The organism is Streptomyces chisholmiae (assembly GCF_031845445.1).
GTDB lineage: Bacteria > Actinomycetota > Actinomycetes > Streptomycetales > Streptomycetaceae > Streptomyces > Streptomyces chisholmiae.
The window spans coordinates 261,018-278,029 of record NZ_JAVREO010000007.1; the positions used below are offsets into that span (position 1 = coordinate 261,018).

The 17,012-nt window shown below is 73.5% G+C and carries 17 protein-coding genes; 11 read left to right on the forward strand and 6 right to left on the reverse strand.

Annotated elements, in window-relative coordinates; genetic code table 11:
* The first annotated feature begins 3 nt into the window (after positions 1 to 3).
* From RM844_RS14240 to RM844_RS14265, 6 genes are all read left to right on the forward strand, one after another.
* Complete coding sequence (locus tag RM844_RS14240) at positions 4 to 1,032, forward strand: biotin synthase BioB (protein WP_311667514.1); 1,029 nt, start codon at positions 4 to 6, stop codon at positions 1,030 to 1,032.
* A gap of 10 nt (positions 1,033 to 1,042) precedes the next feature.
* The gene (locus tag RM844_RS14245; protein WP_311667628.1) at positions 1,043 to 1,831 is read left to right on the forward strand and encodes a class I SAM-dependent methyltransferase; all 789 of its coding nucleotides are present in this window, start codon (positions 1,043 to 1,045) and stop codon (positions 1,829 to 1,831) included.
* Between the two features lie 23 nt (positions 1,832 to 1,854).
* Positions 1,855 to 2,892 (forward strand): GSCFA domain-containing protein, encoded by a 1,038-nt coding sequence (locus RM844_RS14250; RefSeq protein WP_311667515.1) that lies wholly within the window; start codon positions 1,855 to 1,857, stop codon positions 2,890 to 2,892.
* Positions 2,858 to 3,547 (forward strand): hypothetical protein, encoded by a 690-nt coding sequence (locus RM844_RS14255; RefSeq protein ID WP_311667516.1) that lies wholly within the window; start codon positions 2,858 to 2,860, stop codon positions 3,545 to 3,547. Before RM844_RS14250 ends, RM844_RS14255 begins: the two co-directional genes overlap by 35 nt.
* A gap of 50 nt (positions 3,548 to 3,597) precedes the next feature.
* Complete coding sequence (locus RM844_RS14260; protein WP_311667517.1) at positions 3,598 to 4,347, forward strand: hypothetical protein; 750 nt, start codon at positions 3,598 to 3,600, stop codon at positions 4,345 to 4,347.
* Between the two features lie 492 nt (positions 4,348 to 4,839).
* Complete coding sequence (locus tag RM844_RS14265) at positions 4,840 to 5,604, forward strand: hypothetical protein (protein WP_311667518.1); 765 nt, start codon at positions 4,840 to 4,842, stop codon at positions 5,602 to 5,604.
* Between the two features lie 126 nt (positions 5,605 to 5,730).
* On the opposite strand, the gene RM844_RS14270 is transcribed toward RM844_RS14265, so the two are convergent.
* A complete protein-coding gene (locus RM844_RS14270) occupies positions 5,731 to 6,288 on the reverse strand; it encodes a MarR family winged helix-turn-helix transcriptional regulator (RefSeq protein ID WP_311667519.1) in 558 nt (185 codons plus the stop codon).
* 91 nt (positions 6,289 to 6,379) lie between these two features.
* Here RM844_RS14270 and RM844_RS14275 point away from each other — a divergent pair, with 91 nt between their 5' ends.
* Positions 6,380 to 7,096 carry an SDR family NAD(P)-dependent oxidoreductase gene (locus tag RM844_RS14275; protein WP_311667520.1) on the forward strand — a complete coding sequence of 239 codons (717 nt, stop codon included), beginning with the start codon at positions 6,380 to 6,382 and terminating at the stop codon, positions 7,094 to 7,096.
* Positions 7,097 to 7,503: 407 nt separating this feature from the next.
* A complete protein-coding gene (locus RM844_RS14280; RefSeq protein ID WP_311667521.1) occupies positions 7,504 to 8,016 on the forward strand; it encodes a DUF1203 domain-containing protein in 513 nt (170 codons plus the stop codon).
* A gap of 58 nt (positions 8,017 to 8,074) precedes the next feature.
* Here the strand turns inward: RM844_RS14280 and RM844_RS14285 are convergent, their stop codons facing one another.
* Together RM844_RS14285 and RM844_RS14290 are read right to left on the reverse strand one after the other, a co-directional pair.
* Positions 8,075 to 8,836 (reverse strand): GNAT family N-acetyltransferase, encoded by a 762-nt coding sequence (locus RM844_RS14285; protein ID WP_311667522.1) that lies wholly within the window; start codon positions 8,834 to 8,836, stop codon positions 8,075 to 8,077.
* Positions 8,837 to 8,987: 151 nt separating this feature from the next.
* Positions 8,988 to 9,743: a S1 family peptidase gene (locus RM844_RS14290; protein ID WP_311667523.1), complete on the reverse strand. Its 756-nt coding sequence runs from the start codon at positions 9,741 to 9,743 to the stop codon at positions 8,988 to 8,990.
* Between the two features lie 293 nt (positions 9,744 to 10,036).
* Between RM844_RS14290 and RM844_RS14295 the strand changes: the two genes are divergently transcribed.
* Genes RM844_RS14295 through RM844_RS14305 form a run of 3 tightly spaced genes read left to right on the forward strand, consistent with a single transcriptional unit; the run spans position 10,037 to position 14,214 of the window.
* Positions 10,037 to 10,930 carry a hypothetical protein gene (locus RM844_RS14295; protein ID WP_311667524.1) on the forward strand — a complete coding sequence of 298 codons (894 nt, stop codon included), beginning with the start codon at positions 10,037 to 10,039 and terminating at the stop codon, positions 10,928 to 10,930.
* Between the two features lie 43 nt (positions 10,931 to 10,973).
* Positions 10,974 to 13,085: a bifunctional serine/threonine-protein kinase/ABC transporter substrate-binding protein gene (locus RM844_RS14300; RefSeq protein WP_311667525.1), complete on the forward strand. Its 2,112-nt coding sequence runs from the start codon at positions 10,974 to 10,976 to the stop codon at positions 13,083 to 13,085.
* A gap of 46 nt (positions 13,086 to 13,131) precedes the next feature.
* Positions 13,132 to 14,214 carry a PQQ-binding-like beta-propeller repeat protein gene (locus RM844_RS14305; RefSeq protein ID WP_311667526.1) on the forward strand — a complete coding sequence of 361 codons (1,083 nt, stop codon included), beginning with the start codon at positions 13,132 to 13,134 and terminating at the stop codon, positions 14,212 to 14,214.
* Between the two features lie 68 nt (positions 14,215 to 14,282).
* On the opposite strand, the gene RM844_RS14310 is transcribed toward RM844_RS14305, so the two are convergent.
* The 3 genes from RM844_RS14310 to RM844_RS14320 form a co-directional block, all read right to left on the reverse strand.
* Positions 14,283 to 14,843 (reverse strand): NADPH-dependent FMN reductase, encoded by a 561-nt coding sequence (locus RM844_RS14310; RefSeq protein WP_311667527.1) that lies wholly within the window; start codon positions 14,841 to 14,843, stop codon positions 14,283 to 14,285.
* Positions 14,844 to 15,122: 279 nt separating this feature from the next.
* Positions 15,123 to 16,061, reverse strand: a complete 939-nt coding sequence (locus RM844_RS14315) for a 2OG-Fe(II) oxygenase family protein (RefSeq protein ID WP_311667528.1) — start codon at positions 16,059 to 16,061, stop codon at positions 15,123 to 15,125.
* Entirely contained in the window at positions 16,058 to 16,966 is a 909-nt protein-coding gene (locus tag RM844_RS14320; protein ID WP_311667529.1) for a 2OG-Fe(II) oxygenase family protein, read from the reverse strand. The genes RM844_RS14315 and RM844_RS14320 overlap by 4 nt, the downstream gene beginning before the upstream one ends.
* Positions 16,967 to 17,012 lie beyond the last annotated feature (46 nt).

Here is a 17,012-nt window from a genome sequence, read left to right on the forward strand (position 1 = left end):
AGAATGCTGGACGAGCAGGACGTGATGGAACTGCTGCTGCTCCGTGGCGCGGAACAGGAGCGGCTCTTCGAACGGGCCAGAGCCGTGCGCCAGGAGGTCTTCGGCAGCGAGGTGGTGGTCCGCGGCGTTTCCGAGATCACCAACCAGTGCCGGGTCAACTGCGTCTTCTGCCCCATGCGGCGCGACAACACGCGCCACAACAGCGACTTTCGGATGGACACGGAGCGGCTGGTGGACATCGCCGCCTCCGTCCGGGCCAACGACATCGACGTGGTCTTCTTCCAGGGCGGTGAGATACCCCAGACGACCCGGGTGGTGGGCGAGGCGATCCCCGCCGTCCGCGAACTCTACGACGGCGACGTGGAGATCCTGCTCAACCTCGGCAACAAGCGCCGCGGCGAGTACGAGTACCTGCGGGAACAGGGCGCGACCAGCTACATCCTCAAGTTCGAGACCAGCGATCCCACCCTCAACGAGCGGATGCGGCGGGAGACGCTGGAGTCGCGCCTGACGTGCCTGCGCGACCTGCTGGACCTCGGCTACCGGGTCGGGACCGGGTCCATCATCGGGCTGCCGGACCAGGACGTGGCCAGCGTCGCCAGGGACCTCGTCTTCGCCCGCGACCTCGGCGTGCACATGTGCAGTGTGGCGCCGTTCGTGCCGGCGCCGGACACCCCGCTCGCCGGGCACCAGGGCGGCGACGTGGAACTGACCCTCAACGCGATCGCCGTCTCCCGACTGCTGGGCCCCTCCTGGCTCATCCCGTCGGTGAGCGCGCTGTCCAAGCGGGCCGGCGAGGGGCAGTACCGCGGGTTGATGGCCGGCGCGAACGTGATCACCGTCAACTTCACGCCGGACGAACAGCGCGACCGCTACCTCATCTACGGCCGCGACCGGTTCGTGGTCAAACGCGACTACGCGCGGGACGTCATCGCCCGGGCGGGGCTCACCCCGCGCGGCTCCGTCTTCCTCGACGCCACGGCCGGCCCGGCCGCCCCGTGCCTGCCCCAGCACACGTCGGGAGCGGCCTGAGATGCGACCGGTGTCACGCTACGTCCGCAGCATGGAGGACGTCCTCGACCTGTTGGACGGGCTGTTCCCCGTCGCCGCCGACCGGTGGACCCCGGCGGGCGGGACCGACTACTGGGACCAGTACTACGCCGACCGGGACCGCCAGGTGCCGTTCTTCGTCAACAAACCGGACGAGCACCTGGCCGAGTACCTGAACTCCGGGCGGCTGACGCCCGGCCGGGTGCTCGACCTCGGCTGCGGGCCCGGGCGCAACGCCGTCTACCTGGCCTCCCACGGCTTCCAGGTGGACGCCGTCGACCTGTCGCCGGACGCCATCGCCTGGACCCGCGACCGGGCGCGCGAGGCGGGGGTGGAGGTCGGCCTGCACTGCGGCGACGCGTTCGCCCTGACCCGCACGGAACTGACCGGCCCCTACGACCTGGTCGTCGATTCGGGCTTCTTCCACCACCTGCCGCCGCACCGCAGGGTCAGCTACCTGCAACTGCTGGAGCGGACGCTGGCCTACGGCGGACACCTGGTGCTCGCCGCCTTCGCCGCGTGGGCCCAGGGCTCCGGTTCGCCCGTGCCCGACGCCACCCTGTACCGCGAGGGCGCGCTCTACGGCGGTCTCGCCTACACCTCGCAGGAGTTGCGGTGGATCTTCGCCGGCCTCACCGAGCTGGAGATCCGCTCCCTGCGCGAGCAGCCGCCGGACTCCCCCTACTACGGTCCGCCCTTCCTGCTCGGCGGCCTGTTCCAGCGCGACGGCGCGGTGCTGACCGCGCCCACCCCCGCCCCACAGCCGCCGAAGGCCGCCTGACCCGCGACGAGACGAAGAGAACGATGAACCCCTATGAGACACAGCCACCCCGGGCGTTCTGGCGTTCGGCGGTCGCGGAACCGGGGCCGACCGCCGTCACGGACCTGTGGCGGCCCAAGTTCACGCTCGGTCAGGACGAGCCGGTCCTGACCGCCGGCTCCTGCTTCGCCGCGCGCATCGGCCCGGCGCTGCTGGAACACGGCATGTTCTGGCGGGACGCGGAGCCCCCGCCGCCCGGCCTGACCACCGAGGAACGCGCGGGACGCCAGTACGGCGTCTTCTCGTTCCGCACCGGCAACATCTACACCGCCGCCATGTTGCGGCAGTGGGTGAGCTGGGCGCTCGGCGCGGCGACGCCCCCGGAGGGCTCCTGGGTCGAGAACGGCCGGCACCACGACCCGTTCCGCCCGACCGTGGAACCGGACGGGCACGTCTCCCTCGCGGAGATGCTGGCCGCTCGGGAGGTGACGCTGGCCGCGATCCGCACGGCGATCGGGGAGGCCAGTTGCCTGATCTTCACCCTGGGACTGACCGAGGCGTGGCGCGAGCGCCGCGACCACACGGTCTACCAGGTCTGCCCCGGGGTGCGGCACGGCGTCTTCGACGCCGACGCGCACGAGTTCCACGACCAGACCTTCGCTGAGGTGCACGACGACCTCACCGCCGCCATCGCGCTGATGCGCGCCGTCAACCCCGGCCTCAAGGTCATCCTCACCGTGTCGCCGGTCCCGCTGACCGCGACGGCGTCCGACCACCACGTGCTCACCGCGACGGTCCACTCGAAGTCCGTCCTGCGCGCCGTCGCCGGGCAACTGGCCCAGGAAGACGACCGGGTGGACTACTTCCCCGCCTACGAGATCATCAGCGGCTTCCCGTTCCGTGGCATGTTCTTCGAGCCGAACCTGCGCTCGGTGACCCCGGCGGGCGTCGCCTTCGTCATGAGTCACTTCGTCGGACCGGTGACCCGGCGCGCGGTGGCGCCGCGTGCCGCCGACCACACCGACAGGAGCGGGGAGGCCTACTGCGATGACGCACTACTCGACTACTACGGCCCCCGCTAGGTTCCTGCTGCTGGGCGACTGCCACGCCGCGCCCATCGGCCGCGCCGCCAAGGCGATGGGGATCGCGTTCCACGGCGGCCCGCTCGGCGTCGGACGTGACTTCGTCAAGGCGTTCGCCGACGAGGCCGGCGGGCGGCTCTCGTTCCGCAGCCCGATCGCGGAGAAGCTCTACCGCGGCCACCTGGCCCAGGTCGGCGCGGCCGACCTGGCCGCGGTCCCGGTGCCGCTGGTCTCCACCTTCGGCTGCACGCTGAACACCTTCGCCAACGAGGAGTACTGGCGCGTCTACCGAACCGGCGACGACCTGCCGCCTGATTTCCTGGACAGCGCCCTCTTCTCCGACATCGTGCGCGCCATGGACCGGCACGCGCTGGACTTCTACCGGCACGCCGTGGCCGCCTGCCCCAGGGTGGTCGCCGTCCTGCCACCACAACGGGTGCCGGCGGGGGCCGACCCGGCCGTCTTCGCCGCGGCGCAGGAGGTCGTGCGCGCGGCGGTGGCCGAGATCGGGGCGGAGACCGTCGACCTGCGCGCCCAGGTCACCGACGGCTCGGGACGCCAACGACCCGAGTTCTGCGACCCCGAGTCGCCCATTCACGGCAACCTGGCCTTCGGCCGGCTGGTCGTGACGGATCTCCTCGCCCGCGGGCTGTGACCCGTGCCAGGGCTGGGGGCTCGACCCGATGTCTCAGGGAGGGAACAGGCGTGAACGCAGCGACACCGGTCCGGGACGTGCTCCACCGACTCCTCGACGGGACCGGCCAGCGGGCCGAGGTGCCGGGCTGGCTCGACCAGCTGCTCGCCCCGCTGGCCACGGCGGCGAGCGAGACGGTCGAGCGGGACCTGCTGCCCGAGGTGGCCGACGCCCTGCGCCGGCTCGGCGGGGCGGTGCCGTTCCGGGTGGTGCACGACTGGTACCACCGGGCGGTCCTGCCGACCCTGGCGGACGCGACGGCCGAAGCCGGCGGCGACCCGCGCGCCTTCGACGCGCTGCGGCGGACGCACGCCGAGGCGTCCGAGGGCCGAGTGGCGGAGGAGGCCGCGTGGCGCCGGGAACTCGAACCGGTACTGCTGCTGGTCTACCGGAACGCCTTCCCGTACGCGGATTTCCACCGGAAGGCCTACCGCCTGGCCTACGCGGACGCGGTCGGCCACGGGCGCGCGCCGGCGGAGGCCAGCCGGTTCGCGGAGAACTCCGCCCGCCGCATGGCCGACATCGACGCGGCGTGCTTCGCCGAGGCCAACGCCCTGGCCAACGCCCGCGCGTTGGCCAGCGCCTACGCCACGGCCGATGCCGTCGCCTACCGCGCGACGTACCCGTCGGCGCGGGTCAACGCCTACCTCGACGCCTATGCCCACCACCTCGCGCCCCGGGACCCGGCGACGTGCCGCCGAGCGGCCGCCGAACGGCTGGCCGTGGGGCTGGCTCTCGGCCTACGCACCACGAAGCGCTGACGGCGGGCCGGTGCGGCGCTGGACGAGCGGCTCGTCGGATGGCGCGGGTGACTCCGACACGGGCGGCCGCGCTCCGTCGGCGTCCGACCCCGGGTCTCTCCTCGGAGCCGCTGGTGCGGCCGACGAACAGGACGGTTGATGCCCTCAGGGCTATCAGTGTGAGTGCGTCTCAAGACGGACAAGATCCTTCCGGCATCGTGTCAGGTGGCTCGGGGCCCCGCCCAGTCGATCAGCACGGGACGCCGTGCTGCCGCCCGGCCAACTGAGCGTTCGGCGTACGGCTGTTGGCGTCGAGGCCGTGGCCGATACCATGATGATCATGCCGGCGTGCCACGTGGAGCCCACCGGGACGGAGCGGGCGGAGTTCGGCGCGAGCACGACTGAGCGGAGTCGCCCCCAAGGCTGCCGGCCCGTGAGGCCACCGCCACGGACACCCACGCCGGCGCTGACCGCGCCCGCGTCCGGGCTATCCGCACTTGGGGGGCAGGAGAGATGGACCTGGTGTCACTGATCTCCGCCGCCGTCGCGTTGGGGAGCGCGACGGTGGCGGGCGTTCTGGGGTACTGGACGCAGCGCCGGCTGCGCGGTTTCGAACAGCGCACCGTGATGGAGTCCTACGGCGCGTCGTTGGTGTGGGCCGCCTACGACCTGCAGAGCAGACTGTTCAACATCCTGTACGGGCACGCGGTCGACGTCCTGCCAGAAGACACCCGCCACGGCTTTCTGACTTCCTTCCACCGGAACGGCAGCCCCGGGGAACGCGCGTACGTGAGCCGGAGCACGGTCTTCGTCATCGCCGAATACCTCGGGTGGGTCGAGATCCTGCGACGCGACGTGCGGTATCTCGACCTGGGCTCCTCCCGCACCAATCGGGCCATCATGGCCAAGATCGCCGAGGTCGACAAAGCGTTCAACCGCTCCTCCGCACAGAGCAACGTGTTCCGCGTCTTCCGCGCCCACCAACGCGCCATCGGGGAGTTGATGATCCACCCCGACGGTGCCCCGGGGGAGCGGCGCTGCCTGGGCTACGCCGAGTTCTGCGAGAAGCTCGACACGGACGACCGGTTCAGCGGCTGGTTCACCGGACTGCTGGCGGACGTCGACGCGTTGACCACGGACACCGCGCCCGCGGTGCCGCGGCTGACGGAGTTGCAGCACGGCCTGACCGATCTGATCACCCTGCTGGACCCCAAGGGCCAGCAGGTGCCCGAGTTCCGGAGCCGTTTCCAGGGCGTCCGGCCCGCCGGCGAACAGTGAGGCGGGGGCGGGCGGCGGCCGACCCGCACCGCGGGCCGGCCCCTTCCGCGGGCGGCGTCGCCCCCGCCGTGACGCGGGCCGGTGCGGGCCGCCGGGTGGGGCTCCCGCCTGCCGTTCGGTGGGGGGTCAGCGGGCGGGGCCGTCCGTCCGCTCCCTGACCTGGTGCGTCAGCTTGTCGAGCAACGTGATCAGGGACCGCCGCTCGGGCTCCGTCAGGCCGTTGACGAGTGCCGCTTCGCGGGTGAGGACTTCGCTGACCGATCGCTCGATCAGCGCGTGTCCGGCGTCGGTCAACGACACCCATACGGCTCGGAGCCCGGTGTCCTCGGTGTTCGGTGGGTGGGTGGCACGTTCGACCAGCCCCTGGCCTTCGGCGCGCGCGACGCGCTGTGAGATCGCCCCGGCGGTGACCAGGGCCCGGCGGGTGATCTCGCGCGTGGTCAGCGCGTAGGGAGGGCCGGCCCGGCGGATGACGGACAGCAGGTCGAGGGTCGCCGCGTCGATGCCGGCCGCGCGGAGCGCCCGCGCGCGGTCGTCCGCGAAGAGCTTGCCCAGCCGCCAGATCGGCGTCACGACCTCGATCGACTCGGTCGGCACGCCCGGTTGTTCGCGGCGCCAGGCCGCGGCGATCTCAGCCGCCGAAGAGGGCGGCCCGCTCTCGGGTGTCCTCGGCTCCTCCGCCATGGCAGGGACCACCTTGCCTCACCCCTCGACGTCATGTTTAGCTCTCAACATAGGCCTGTTTAGAGCTAAACGTAATCTGGGGGAGAGCACCATGACGCGTACCGTCCTGGTCACCGGAGCCACCAGCGGCATCGGCCGCGCCGTCGCCGCCCGCTTCGCCGCCGAGCGGGCCGAGGTCCACATCACCGGTCGGCACGCCGAAACGGTCGAGCGCACCGCGGGGGAACTCGGCGTCCACGCGGTGGTCTGCGACGCCACCGAGCTGGACGCGGTCGCCGCGCTCGCCACCCGCTTCACCCACATCGACGTCCTGGTCAACGCGGCCGGCGGCCTCGCCGGCGCACCCCCCGCCAACGCCTCACCGCTGGCAGCGACCTACCACGAGTGGCAGAGCCACCTGCACCAGAACCTGCTGGGCGCCGTGCTGACCACCACCGCCGTCCGCGACCGGCTCGCGCCCGGCGGCACCGTCATCAGCATCGGCTCGATCGGCGCGGAACGCCGCGGCGGCTCCTACGGCGCCGCCAAGGCGGCCCTCGCCGCCTGGAACGCCGCCCTCTCCGCAGGACTGGCACCGAACGGCGTCACCTGCAACGTCATCGCCCCCGGCTACATCGAGGGCACCAACTTCTTCGGCGGCCAACTGCCGGACGAACGCCGTGCCGCCCTCGTCGGCGAGACCCACAACAAGCGTCCGGGGACCAGCGAGGACATCGCCGAGACCAGCTACTTCCTCGCCTCACCTGGAGCCCGGCACATCACCGGCCAGACCCTCCACGTCAACGGCGGCGCCTTCACCACCCGGTGAGGCGCGCCGGCGACGGCGTCACAACCGGCGTCGCCACCCCGTGCGCGGGCCGGCGGCACCCCCGGCGACCGCGGACCCGCGCTCGCCCCGCGCCGCGAACTCACCGACGGTGCCCTCCGCCGGCCAGCAGTCCCCGCTCCGCTCCGGGAGCAACGCGGCATCGACGAAGCCCCGACGCCCAGGCCGATGTCCACGAAGATGCCGATCCCACTCGGCCGCTGTCACCACCAGCGGATCATGCCAGGTCATCGCCGGCGCACGTCCCCCGGGCGCTGGCCGGGACGTCAACCGCGGCCACCCGACGGTGTTCTGCGCCCGGCCTCGCGGACCCTGGCGACGGGCCCCTGATCGAACGTGGCGTCGGTTTCCCGCCAGCGTCGGCGATGGCGGCCAAGCAGCCTGAGTGCATGACGACCGCGACATACCAGCCGCTTGCCATCGCTCCCCACGTGCTCGACGAACTCCGCGAACGTGACGACTCCGGGGTGATCCCCCGTGTCTACGCGGACGCCACGGCTGGCGCGCCGCTGCGCTGCTGCCTGCGCCGTAGCCGTGTCGGCGAGCGGGTCTCGCTGGTGTCGTACGCTCCGCTGCGCCGGTGGGCGGCAGCGGCGGGCGTCTACCCGGGGGCCTACGACGAGGTCGGCCCGGTGTTCATCCACACCGGCCGGTGCCCGGGCCCGGAGGCGTCCTTCGGCTACCCGTTCGCCGAGACCGGGGCCGCGCGTGTCCTCCGCCGCTACGGCGGCGAGGGCCGGATCACGGGAGGCGCGCTCGTGCGGTTGCCGGACGACCCCGGCCAGGCCCAGACGGCCGTGGACCGGGCCCTGCACATGGCCTTCGCCGACCCCGAGGTCGCCGTCGTGCACGTACGGGCGGTGGAGTACGGCTGCTTCCAGTACGAGGTGCGCAGGCCCTGACCGGCGGACCGGGGCCCTGGTCCTGGGCGCGACATCCCCGACGGCGCCTCGGCCAGGCTCAGGAACGGGTTGTGTGTGCCGCCGCGCCGCACCGGCGTTTGTGCATGCCGAGGCGCTCGTAGGTGGCGATGGCCGGCGTGTTGCCGGTGAGCACCATGAGCGCGGCGCGGCCGTGCTGGGCGAGCAGGGCGTCCAGCAGGAAGCCGCTCACCGCCCGCGCGAGACCGCGGCCGCGGGCCGCGGGATGCGTGACCACCCCGCCCATGAACCCGCACCCGGCGGCGGACCACGCGTCCGCCGCCACCGCCAGTGGCTCCGCCCCCACGCCGTTGACCTCTCCGAGAACGCCGGCCCAACGCCGTACGCCCGTGCGCCCGGGCTGCGCGTAGGAGTCGGGGAAGAAACGGTCGAACAGCGAGGTGGCTTCCTTCTCCTCGCGCGCGTCCAGCCACCGCGCGCCCGCGGTGGCGGCGCCGGTGGGGCGGGTGGTCTCCATCCAGAAGAAGTTGTGGACCGGGGTCAGGGTCGGCAGCTGCCCGACCAGCGCGTCGATCAGGGCAGCCTCGCCCAGGAGTCGGTAGGACGGGCCGACCTCCGCCAGGGCCCGGCGCGCCAGCGCGGCCGCGTCGGCACCGTCTCCGCTGATCGCGAGCCGGTTCTGCCGCGCGTTCGGGCTGGCCACCGCCAGGGCCGAGCCTTGGCGCCAGGCCCGCACACCCGGCCCGAGGCGGTCGTCGCGGCGCCCCTGGGCGGCCCAGAGCGACAGCCCGTCTCCGGCCGAGGCCTGCTCGATATCGCTGAGTCGTGCGAGTTCCTCCACGGGCCGTAGCCAACCAGGTGGCGCTCCCGGCGACGGCAGCGCCCCCGACGCACGGCGCGACGGCACCCGTGACACCCCCGGACGTGCCGAGGGCGTCACCGCGGCCGACGCCGCCTCCCGATCGGGCGTCGCCCCGCGACGCCTCGACCGGTCAGACGATGGTCGCGCCGTACGCGGCGAGCACCGGTGCCAGTGGCTGGAAGTAACTGACGCCGCCGCTGGCGCAGTTGCCGCTGCCGCCGACCGGGATGCCGACCAGTGCCGTGCGGGAGGTGAGCGCGCCGTCCCGGAAGCCGGGCTCCCAGCAGAGGTTGGTCGCGATCAGTCCGGTGACGACCTGCCCGCCGAAGTTGACGGTGACGTTCACGCCGGTGACGGTTCCGCTGAGGCAGCCGGTGGTGGAGCCGGACCGCGTGACGGCCTGGCCGACGACCGGGTTGGCGACGGTGGTGAGGGGCGCGCCGCCGCAGGAGGTCGTCTGCTCGACGGGGACGGCCGGGTTGTCGTAGGCGAAGAGCCCGTGGGTCGGGTACTGGGAGCTGACGGTGGGGCCGATGGGCGTGGTCAGCTGCGGGTCGGCGTACCAGTGCGGGAAGCTGTCGGTGCACGAGCCGGGGAGCAGTCCGAAGTGGCCGGTGCCGATGGCGAGGTTGACCACCACCGTGCAGCTGTAGCCGGCGTCCGCGTACACGGTGTCGCCGCCGGCCACCAGCGGGACGGCGTCCGCGGTTGCCAAGGCGGAAGTGGGCGCCGCCCGTTCGGCGGTGGCCGACGCCTCGGTGGCGTTGGCCGTGCCGCCCGTCTGGAGCGCGAGCAGGCAGAGCAGGGCCAGCAGCGCGGTGAGCGCGGCGCGTGGCCGGGGTGGGCGCGCGGCGCGAGGGGCGGGCGCGGGGTGTGTGTTGCTCACGGGTACTCCCGGGGGGCGCGGACGGCACGGACGGCACGGGCAAACGGCATGGCCATGTCAGGTGAGTGGCATCCTGTCAGCTCCCGGCGCCCGGCCCCAGCCTTCTTCGCGCCACAGTGAGCACGTCGTCCGCACGGGATGGGCACCTCCGGTACACACCCGTGATGCCGATGTCGAGGCCGGGGCCGGCGGGTCCGCCCTATAATCCGGGTGTTCCGGGGGGAGAACACCGCGCCTTGCCCGCTCAACTCCGCCCACGGCAAAGGGTTTCGGCCATCGGTCGAGAACGGGGGATGACCATGCGGCGAGGCGTGCGCCGACGAGGAACGGTGGCGGCGCTGTGTGCCACCACCGTGCTGCTGGGTGGTTGCGGCAGCGAGAGCCGCCCCGACGCGGAGACGGACCGGACCGCCGAGGAGAGCTTCACGGACAAGGGCTCCGGAGGCACCACCGACGGTCACCCGGACGGTGACGATGACGGTGACGGCGCCGATGGCGGGGACAGCGCCGGCGGGGACAACGGCGAGGGCGACGAGGCGATCGGCGCACTGCCCGACGAGTACACCTTCACCCCCAACCCCGACCGGCTGCCCACCACCGCGGCCCAGGCCCGCGAACTGACGAGCGGCGCCCAACTGGCCCCCGAGATCTGGTGGCCCGGCCTCGCCGAGGACGACCCGCACGAGGTCGCCGGCACCTGGACCGTGCTCGGCGACGACTGCGTCTGGAGCCGCCAACGGCTGCCGGAGACCGTGCTGGACTCCCTCACCCGCCGCTACCTGCTGCCCGCCACCGACACGTTGGGGGAGGCCCAGGCCACCGTCACCGTCTCGGCGCACCGTTCCGACGCGGACGCCGAAGCCGAGATGGACGCCACGCTCCAGGAGAGCTTTCGCTGCCCCGAACAGGACCTCGGCACCGGGGCCCGGCTGTCGGGGCTGATGTCGCTGGAGTACCCGGCGGACGAGGTGCTCAACGCGGACGCCTCGCTCTTCGAGATGGGCCAGTGGACGGGCGCCGACGGCGTCGAGAGCCACCAGTACCTCTGGGTCAAGTCCCGGATCGGACCCGTCACGGCCGCCGTCTCCGTCCGGGGCGGCAGCGGGCACGACACCAACGAGCTGACCCGGATGGCCGCCGAGGGCCTGGCGCGCGTGCTCTACGCGATTGAGCTGGAGTTGACATGAGGCGGGCCCCCGTCGCCGGCAACGCCCCAGCCGGGCACGGCTGATGCGCCCGCCGACGCCCAACGACCCGGCGTGGGTGGCCCGTTACCGAGTACTCGGCCGGCTCGGCTCCGGCGGCATGGGCACGGTACTGCTCGGCCGAGGACCGGACGGCGGCCTGGTCGCGGTGAAGCTGATCCGCCCGGAGCACGCCGACGACCCGGCGTTCCGGCAACGGTTCCGCCGCGAGGTGACGGTCGCCCGCCAGGTGCGCAGCCCCTGGGCGGTGCCCGTCATCGACGCCGACGCCGACGCCGTCTCGCCCTGGCTGGCCACGCCGTTCGTGCCGGGACCCGCGCTCGACGCGACGGTCGCCACCACCGGGCCGCTGCCGGAGGCCAGCGTCCGTGTCCTCGGCGCGCGGCTGGCCGAGGCACTGGCCGCCGTCCACGGCGCCGGCCTGGTGCACCGCGACGTCAAACCGGGGAACGTGCTCCTGGCCCACGACGGGCCCCGGCTGATCGACTTCGGCATCGCCCGGGCCCTGGAGGAGACCGTGCTCACCGCCACCGGCTCCATCCTCGGCTCACCCGGCTACCTCTCGCCCGAACAGGCACGCGGGCTGCGGGTCGGCCCGGCCAGCGACGTGTTCTCGCTGGGCTGCGTGCTGGCCCACGCCGTTACCGGCCAACGCCCGTTCGGCGTCGGGCCGGTGGAGGCGCTGCTCTACCGCGCCGTGCACGACGAGCCCGACCTGACCGGCGTGCCCGAGGGGCTGCGCCCGCTGCTCGTCCGGTGCCTGGCCAAGGACGCCTCGGCGCGCCCCACCGTCGGCGCCCTGCGGGCCGCCTGGGGCGAGGCGGACCACGCCGCCGGAGACGGCTGGCTCCCGGCACCGGTCATCCAGCTGATCGCCGAGCGCTCCGCGCGGATGCTGCAACTGCCGCCCGTCGAACCCACCCAGCCCGGCACGGCGCGCCAACGACCGCCCTCCCGGCGCCGGTTGCTGCTGGGAGCGGCCGGCGCGGCGGCCGGGATCGCCGCCGGCGGCGGCGCCCTGTGGTGGGCCTCGCGCGGCCAGGAGGTCGGCGCCACACCCCCGCCCGATCCCCAACGGCCGCTGGTCACCGTCGGCTTGCAGGCCGACCTGAGCGGCCCGCGCGCCCGGGCCGGCACCGCCTACCAGCGCGGCGCCGAGCTGGCCGTCGCCCGCCACAACGCCGACGACAAGCGGCCCTTCGGCCTGGCCCTGCGGATCGAGGACGACGCCGGCACGGCCGAGGCCGCCGAACGCGTCGCCCGCGCACTGGCCGCCGACGACGCCGTGGTGGCGGTCGTCACCGCCACCGGCCCGGAGGCGACCGGCGCCCTGCTGCCGCCCTACGTCCAGGTCCGCAAGCCGGTGCTCGACCTGACGGACGGCTCAATCGCCCACCTCAACGCCGTCCACACCATCGCCCGCCCCCCGGACGCGCTGCAACTGCGGCCCGTCGTCACCCTGTTGACCGCGGGCCCGCTGGCCGGCCCGCTGGTCGTCGTGGACGACACCACGCCCTACAGCTGGGACATCACCCGGAACGCCAGGGCCGCGCTGGGCGCCGGCGGCCCCGAGGTGGTCGCCGAGGTGGTGCCGGCCGGCGAGGCCGACCCGAACGCCGCGGCCAGCAGGATCGCCGCCCACGCGCCGGGTGCCGTGCTCTACGGCGGGAGCTGGGAAGCCGCCGGCCCGTTCGCCGCCGCCCTGCAAGCCGCCGGCTACCGGGGACCCAGGCTCGGCACCCAGGGGATGCACGACCCCGGCTTCCTCGACCTGGCCGGCCCGGCCGCCGACGGCTGGCTGCTGACCTCCACCGTCACCGACCCGCTCGCCGCGCCCGGCGCCGAGGCGTTCGTCGAGGCGTTCACCGCGCACTTCGACGAGCCACCCCCGCCCCACGCGGCCGAGGGCTACGACGCCCTGGGCCTGCTGGCCCGCTGCCTGACCGGCCTGGACCCCGCCGCCCTGACCCACCGGGACGTGGTGGAGGTGCTCCGGCTGACCAGCCACCAGGGGGTGGCGAAGCACCTCGCCTTCGAGGAGGAGAACGGACTCTTCGTCGGCGAGGGCGTCTTCTTCTACCGGGTCGAGGGCGGCGCGTTCACCTTCCTCGGCGACGAGCCCCCGGCCGCCCTGTGAGCCCGTCCCACCGCCCCCGGGCGCCACGCACCAGACAAGGACCCAGATGACCCGGACGACCCGCCGCCAGTTCCTGGCCGCCACCGCCGGACTCGCCCTGCTCGCCGCCACCGGCTGCTCCGGCGACGGCGAGCAGGCCCCGCCCGACGTCGAGCCCGGCGCCCCGCTGTGGGCGCTGGCCCGCGGCTTCGCGTCCTGCCCGGCCGTCTTCGTCGACGACCTGGTGTTGGTGGGCGGCGGCGGCGCCCTGTACCTCCTGGCGGTCGAGACCGGCGAGGAACGCTGGGAGGCCGTCACCGACACCTCGCCCAGCAGCCCGGCGGTCGCCGGCGAGACGCTGGTCACCGGCCTGGGCGGCGGGGGCCTGCTGGCGCTGTCGATGGCCGACGGACGAGAGCGCTGGTCCCTGCCCACCGGCGGGTACGGCGTCTTCGCCGGCCCCGTCGCGGTCGACGGCCTCGCCCTCGTCGGCGGTCTGGACGGCGTCCTGCGCGCCGTCGACGTGGCCACCGGCGAGGAACGCTGGACGGTGGGCGAGCCCGACGTCGCGGGCCAGTTCTTCGCCGACCCGGTGGTGGCCGACGGCGTGCTCTACCTCGGCGACAGCCGGGGAACGCTGCACGCCGTCGATGTCGCCACGGGGGAGCGGCGGTGGGCCGTCGAGACCGACGGCTCCACCGTCTCGACGGCCGTCGTCGCCGAGGGCGCCGTCCACGTCGGCACCGTTCTCGGCGCCCTGCTCGCGGTGGACGCGGCCACCGGCGAGGAACGCTGGACCCGGTCGGTCTCCGGCACGGTGAGCACCCTGGCGGTCGCCGGGGACACGCTGCTGGTCCCCGACCCCGGGGGACGACGGCTGCGCGCCCTGGAGCTGGCCGGCGGCGAGCAGCGGTGGGAGGCGACCTCGGCCGTCGAGGTGCTGCCCGTCGCCGTCGCCGAGGAGACCGTCTACTTCCCCGCCCGACGGGACCTGCTGGTCGCCGCCTCGCTCGCCGACGGCGCCACCCGGTGGGAGTGCCCCTTCGGCCGATCCGAGGCGCCGGGCGACGCGCTGTTGACACTCGCCGCCGCCCCCGGACGGGTCGTCGCCGGCACCGACGGCGCGGTGGCCGTCGCGGTGCGCGCCTGACCGACGCCCCCAACTCCCGGACTCCGCCCGCCCGATGACCGGCCGGCCCGCCGACGGCCCCCGCGCCTTCAGCCGCGCAGCGGCTTCAGGGCACCGGCCCACGCCTCCAGCTGGTCGAAGAGGGTGACCGCCGAGGCCTCGTGCAGCGCGGCCGGCTGGAAGGCCGAGAAGCCCTCGAAGTCGGTGAAGAGCGAGAACGACAGCTGCTGCCGGACGTGCGCGATCTGGAGTTCGCTGCACACCGCCCGCAGGTGCTCGATGGCGCGGGCGCCGCCCAGTGAGCCGTAGCTGACGAAGGCCGCCGCCTTGTTGTTCCACTCGGCGTAGAGGTAGTCGATGGCGTTCTTCAGCACGCCGGAGGTGGAGTGGTTGTACTCCGGGGTGACGAAGACGAAGCCGTCGTAGCCGGCGATCTTCGCGGCCCACCGCTTGGTGTGCTCGTTGCTGTACTGCCCCATCGACGGCGGGATCGCCTCGTCGAGGTGCGGCAGCGGGTAGTCCGCCAGGTCGATCAGCTCGTAGCTCGCGTCCCGGTCGGCGGCCCGGTCGATGACCCACTGGGCGACCGCGTCGCCGTTGCGGCCGGGGCGGGTGCTGCCCAGGATGACGCCGATCCGTAGCTGGCTCATGGAACGTTTCCTCTCGGTTGCGCTTCGCTGCCCACATCCCCGGTACCCGGTGGCCCGGGGACTTCACGGCCCGGTGCGCTGGTCTGTCGAACGGACGGCCCGGCGTGGTTGGTGCGGGTGCCATCCTCTCCGACGCCGGCCCCGCCCGCCCGGCCCTCGCCACCCTGCCAGGCGGCCGTTCCACCGGAAGGAGTACCAAGGGAACGCGCTCACGACGTCCGCCGGGCCGGCCCGGCAGCAGGACGGTGCTGCCGAGCCGGCCGGGTGGCGCCCTTTCGGTCAGTACAGGCCGCTGGTGTCCTCCCGGTAGGTGTTGTCGAGGATGTCGTCGAGGAAGGCCCCGAACTTCGCGTGGAGGCGGAGGCCGCGGCCCGCCTCGTAGGCGAACAGGCCGGGACAGACGCTCTCGTCGAGAGAACTGTCGACGAAGAGCGCGTACGAGAAGCGGTCGGGCTTGGCCCCGCCGGACGGCGGCTGGCGCACCACCCGGTGGGCCACCGCCGCCACCGGCGTGGCGGTCCGCCGGGTCAGGATCTCCATCGCGCAGCCGAAGTTCACGATGAAGGTGCCCGGGATCGGGTCGATGGGGTGCCACGCGCCGTCCCGGTCCACCTCCAGCCCGCGCTCGGTGGAGCGCAGGACCGTCACCCAGCCGGAGTCCTTGTGGATGTTCAGGCCGCGGGCCGCCACCTCAGGGCGGAAGTGGTTGAAGGTCAGGGTGTGCGTGCCGTGCGGCGTCAGGCTGTGTCCGGTGGCCTGGTCCCACAGCTCGCGCGGCAGGTCGAGCCGGGCGAGCACCGCGCGCTGGATGGCAAGCGCGAAGTCACGCATGCGCTCGGCCTGCCGGGCGAGCGCGGCCGGGTAGACCTGGTCCCACCAGGTGCTCTTCAGGAAGAACTGCTCCGTCTGGTCGGCGTCGCGGCAGAAGTAGCCCTGGTGGCGGCCGAGTTGCTCGGCCGTCCAGCGGTGGAAGCCCCGGTACGGGTCCCGGGGCGCGCCGGGGCCGGTCGGGTCCTCGGCCGGGAGGTAGAAGGAGCGGGCGAAGCGGTCTCCCGCCGACAGGTCGGTGCCGGCTGGCTGCCGCACGTAGAAGAAGCCGTCCCGCAGGGCGTGTCGAAGGCCGTCCTCGACGGTGAAGCGCAGCTCACCGTCGTGCAGTTCGGCCAGCTGCCAGCCCCGCGACGTGCGGGTGCGGGGGTTCCCCGCCGCCGTACTCATACGCGGGAGTGGAAGTCGTAGCCGAGCTTGCCCGCCTTCTTCACCGAGAAGTCCCGGAAGTTCTGGTACTCGCGCAGGTTCCCCTCGGCGTCGTACTGGTAGAGCGGCATGTCGTAGCGCGGCCCCATATAGACCGTGCACGAGGAGCGGTCGGGGACACCGGCCTCCGGGCGCAGCTCCGGCACCCGGTGGTAGACGGCGGTCACCGGCCTGGGCAGCTTCCTGGTCAGGACCCGGAAGGCGTCACCGAGGTTGACGGTGAAGTGGCCGGGACGTTCGCGCACCGGCAGCCAGCGGCCCTCGTGGAGGATCTCGTACCCCGGCTGGTCGGTGCAGATCGTGGTGATGAACCCGCTGTCCGAGTGCTCGACGATCCCGGCGCGGTCGCTCAGGCCCGAGCGGTAGTGGTTGACCGTCGTGTAGCACAGGCCCGTGTCCTGCCGGGCGCCCCCGGTGATCAGGTCCCGGTCGGTCTCGGGCACCCGAACCGCGTCGAACACGCCGTAGAGGATCTCCAGGGTCAGCTGCCGCATCCGCCGCAGCACCGCGGTGACCTCGTCCGGCAGGTACTCCTGCCACAGGAAGCTCTCCAGTTGGAGCTGCTCGACCTGGTCGGGCCGGTCCTCGTAGCCGAGCTTGGAGGCGGGGTGGCCGTGCTCCCGGTGGCCCCGGTGGCGGTCGGTCGGATCGTCCCCACGTGGCTGGTAGAAGGTGCGGCAGAACTCGAGGCCGGGCCGCACGTCGAGGTCCTCCGGGACGGCCACGTGGAACGCGCCGATCCCCAGGGCCCGTTCGGTGTCGCCCGAGGTGGCGAAGCGCAGGGCGCCCGCGTCGACCTCGGCCACGGGGAGGGCGAGCCGGTCCCCCGCCCGTCCCTGCTGTGCTTCCTGCGCGGTGTCCGTCATCGGGTCGCTCCTTCGTGGTCGGTTGCCGCCGGCGTGTCCGTGCCCC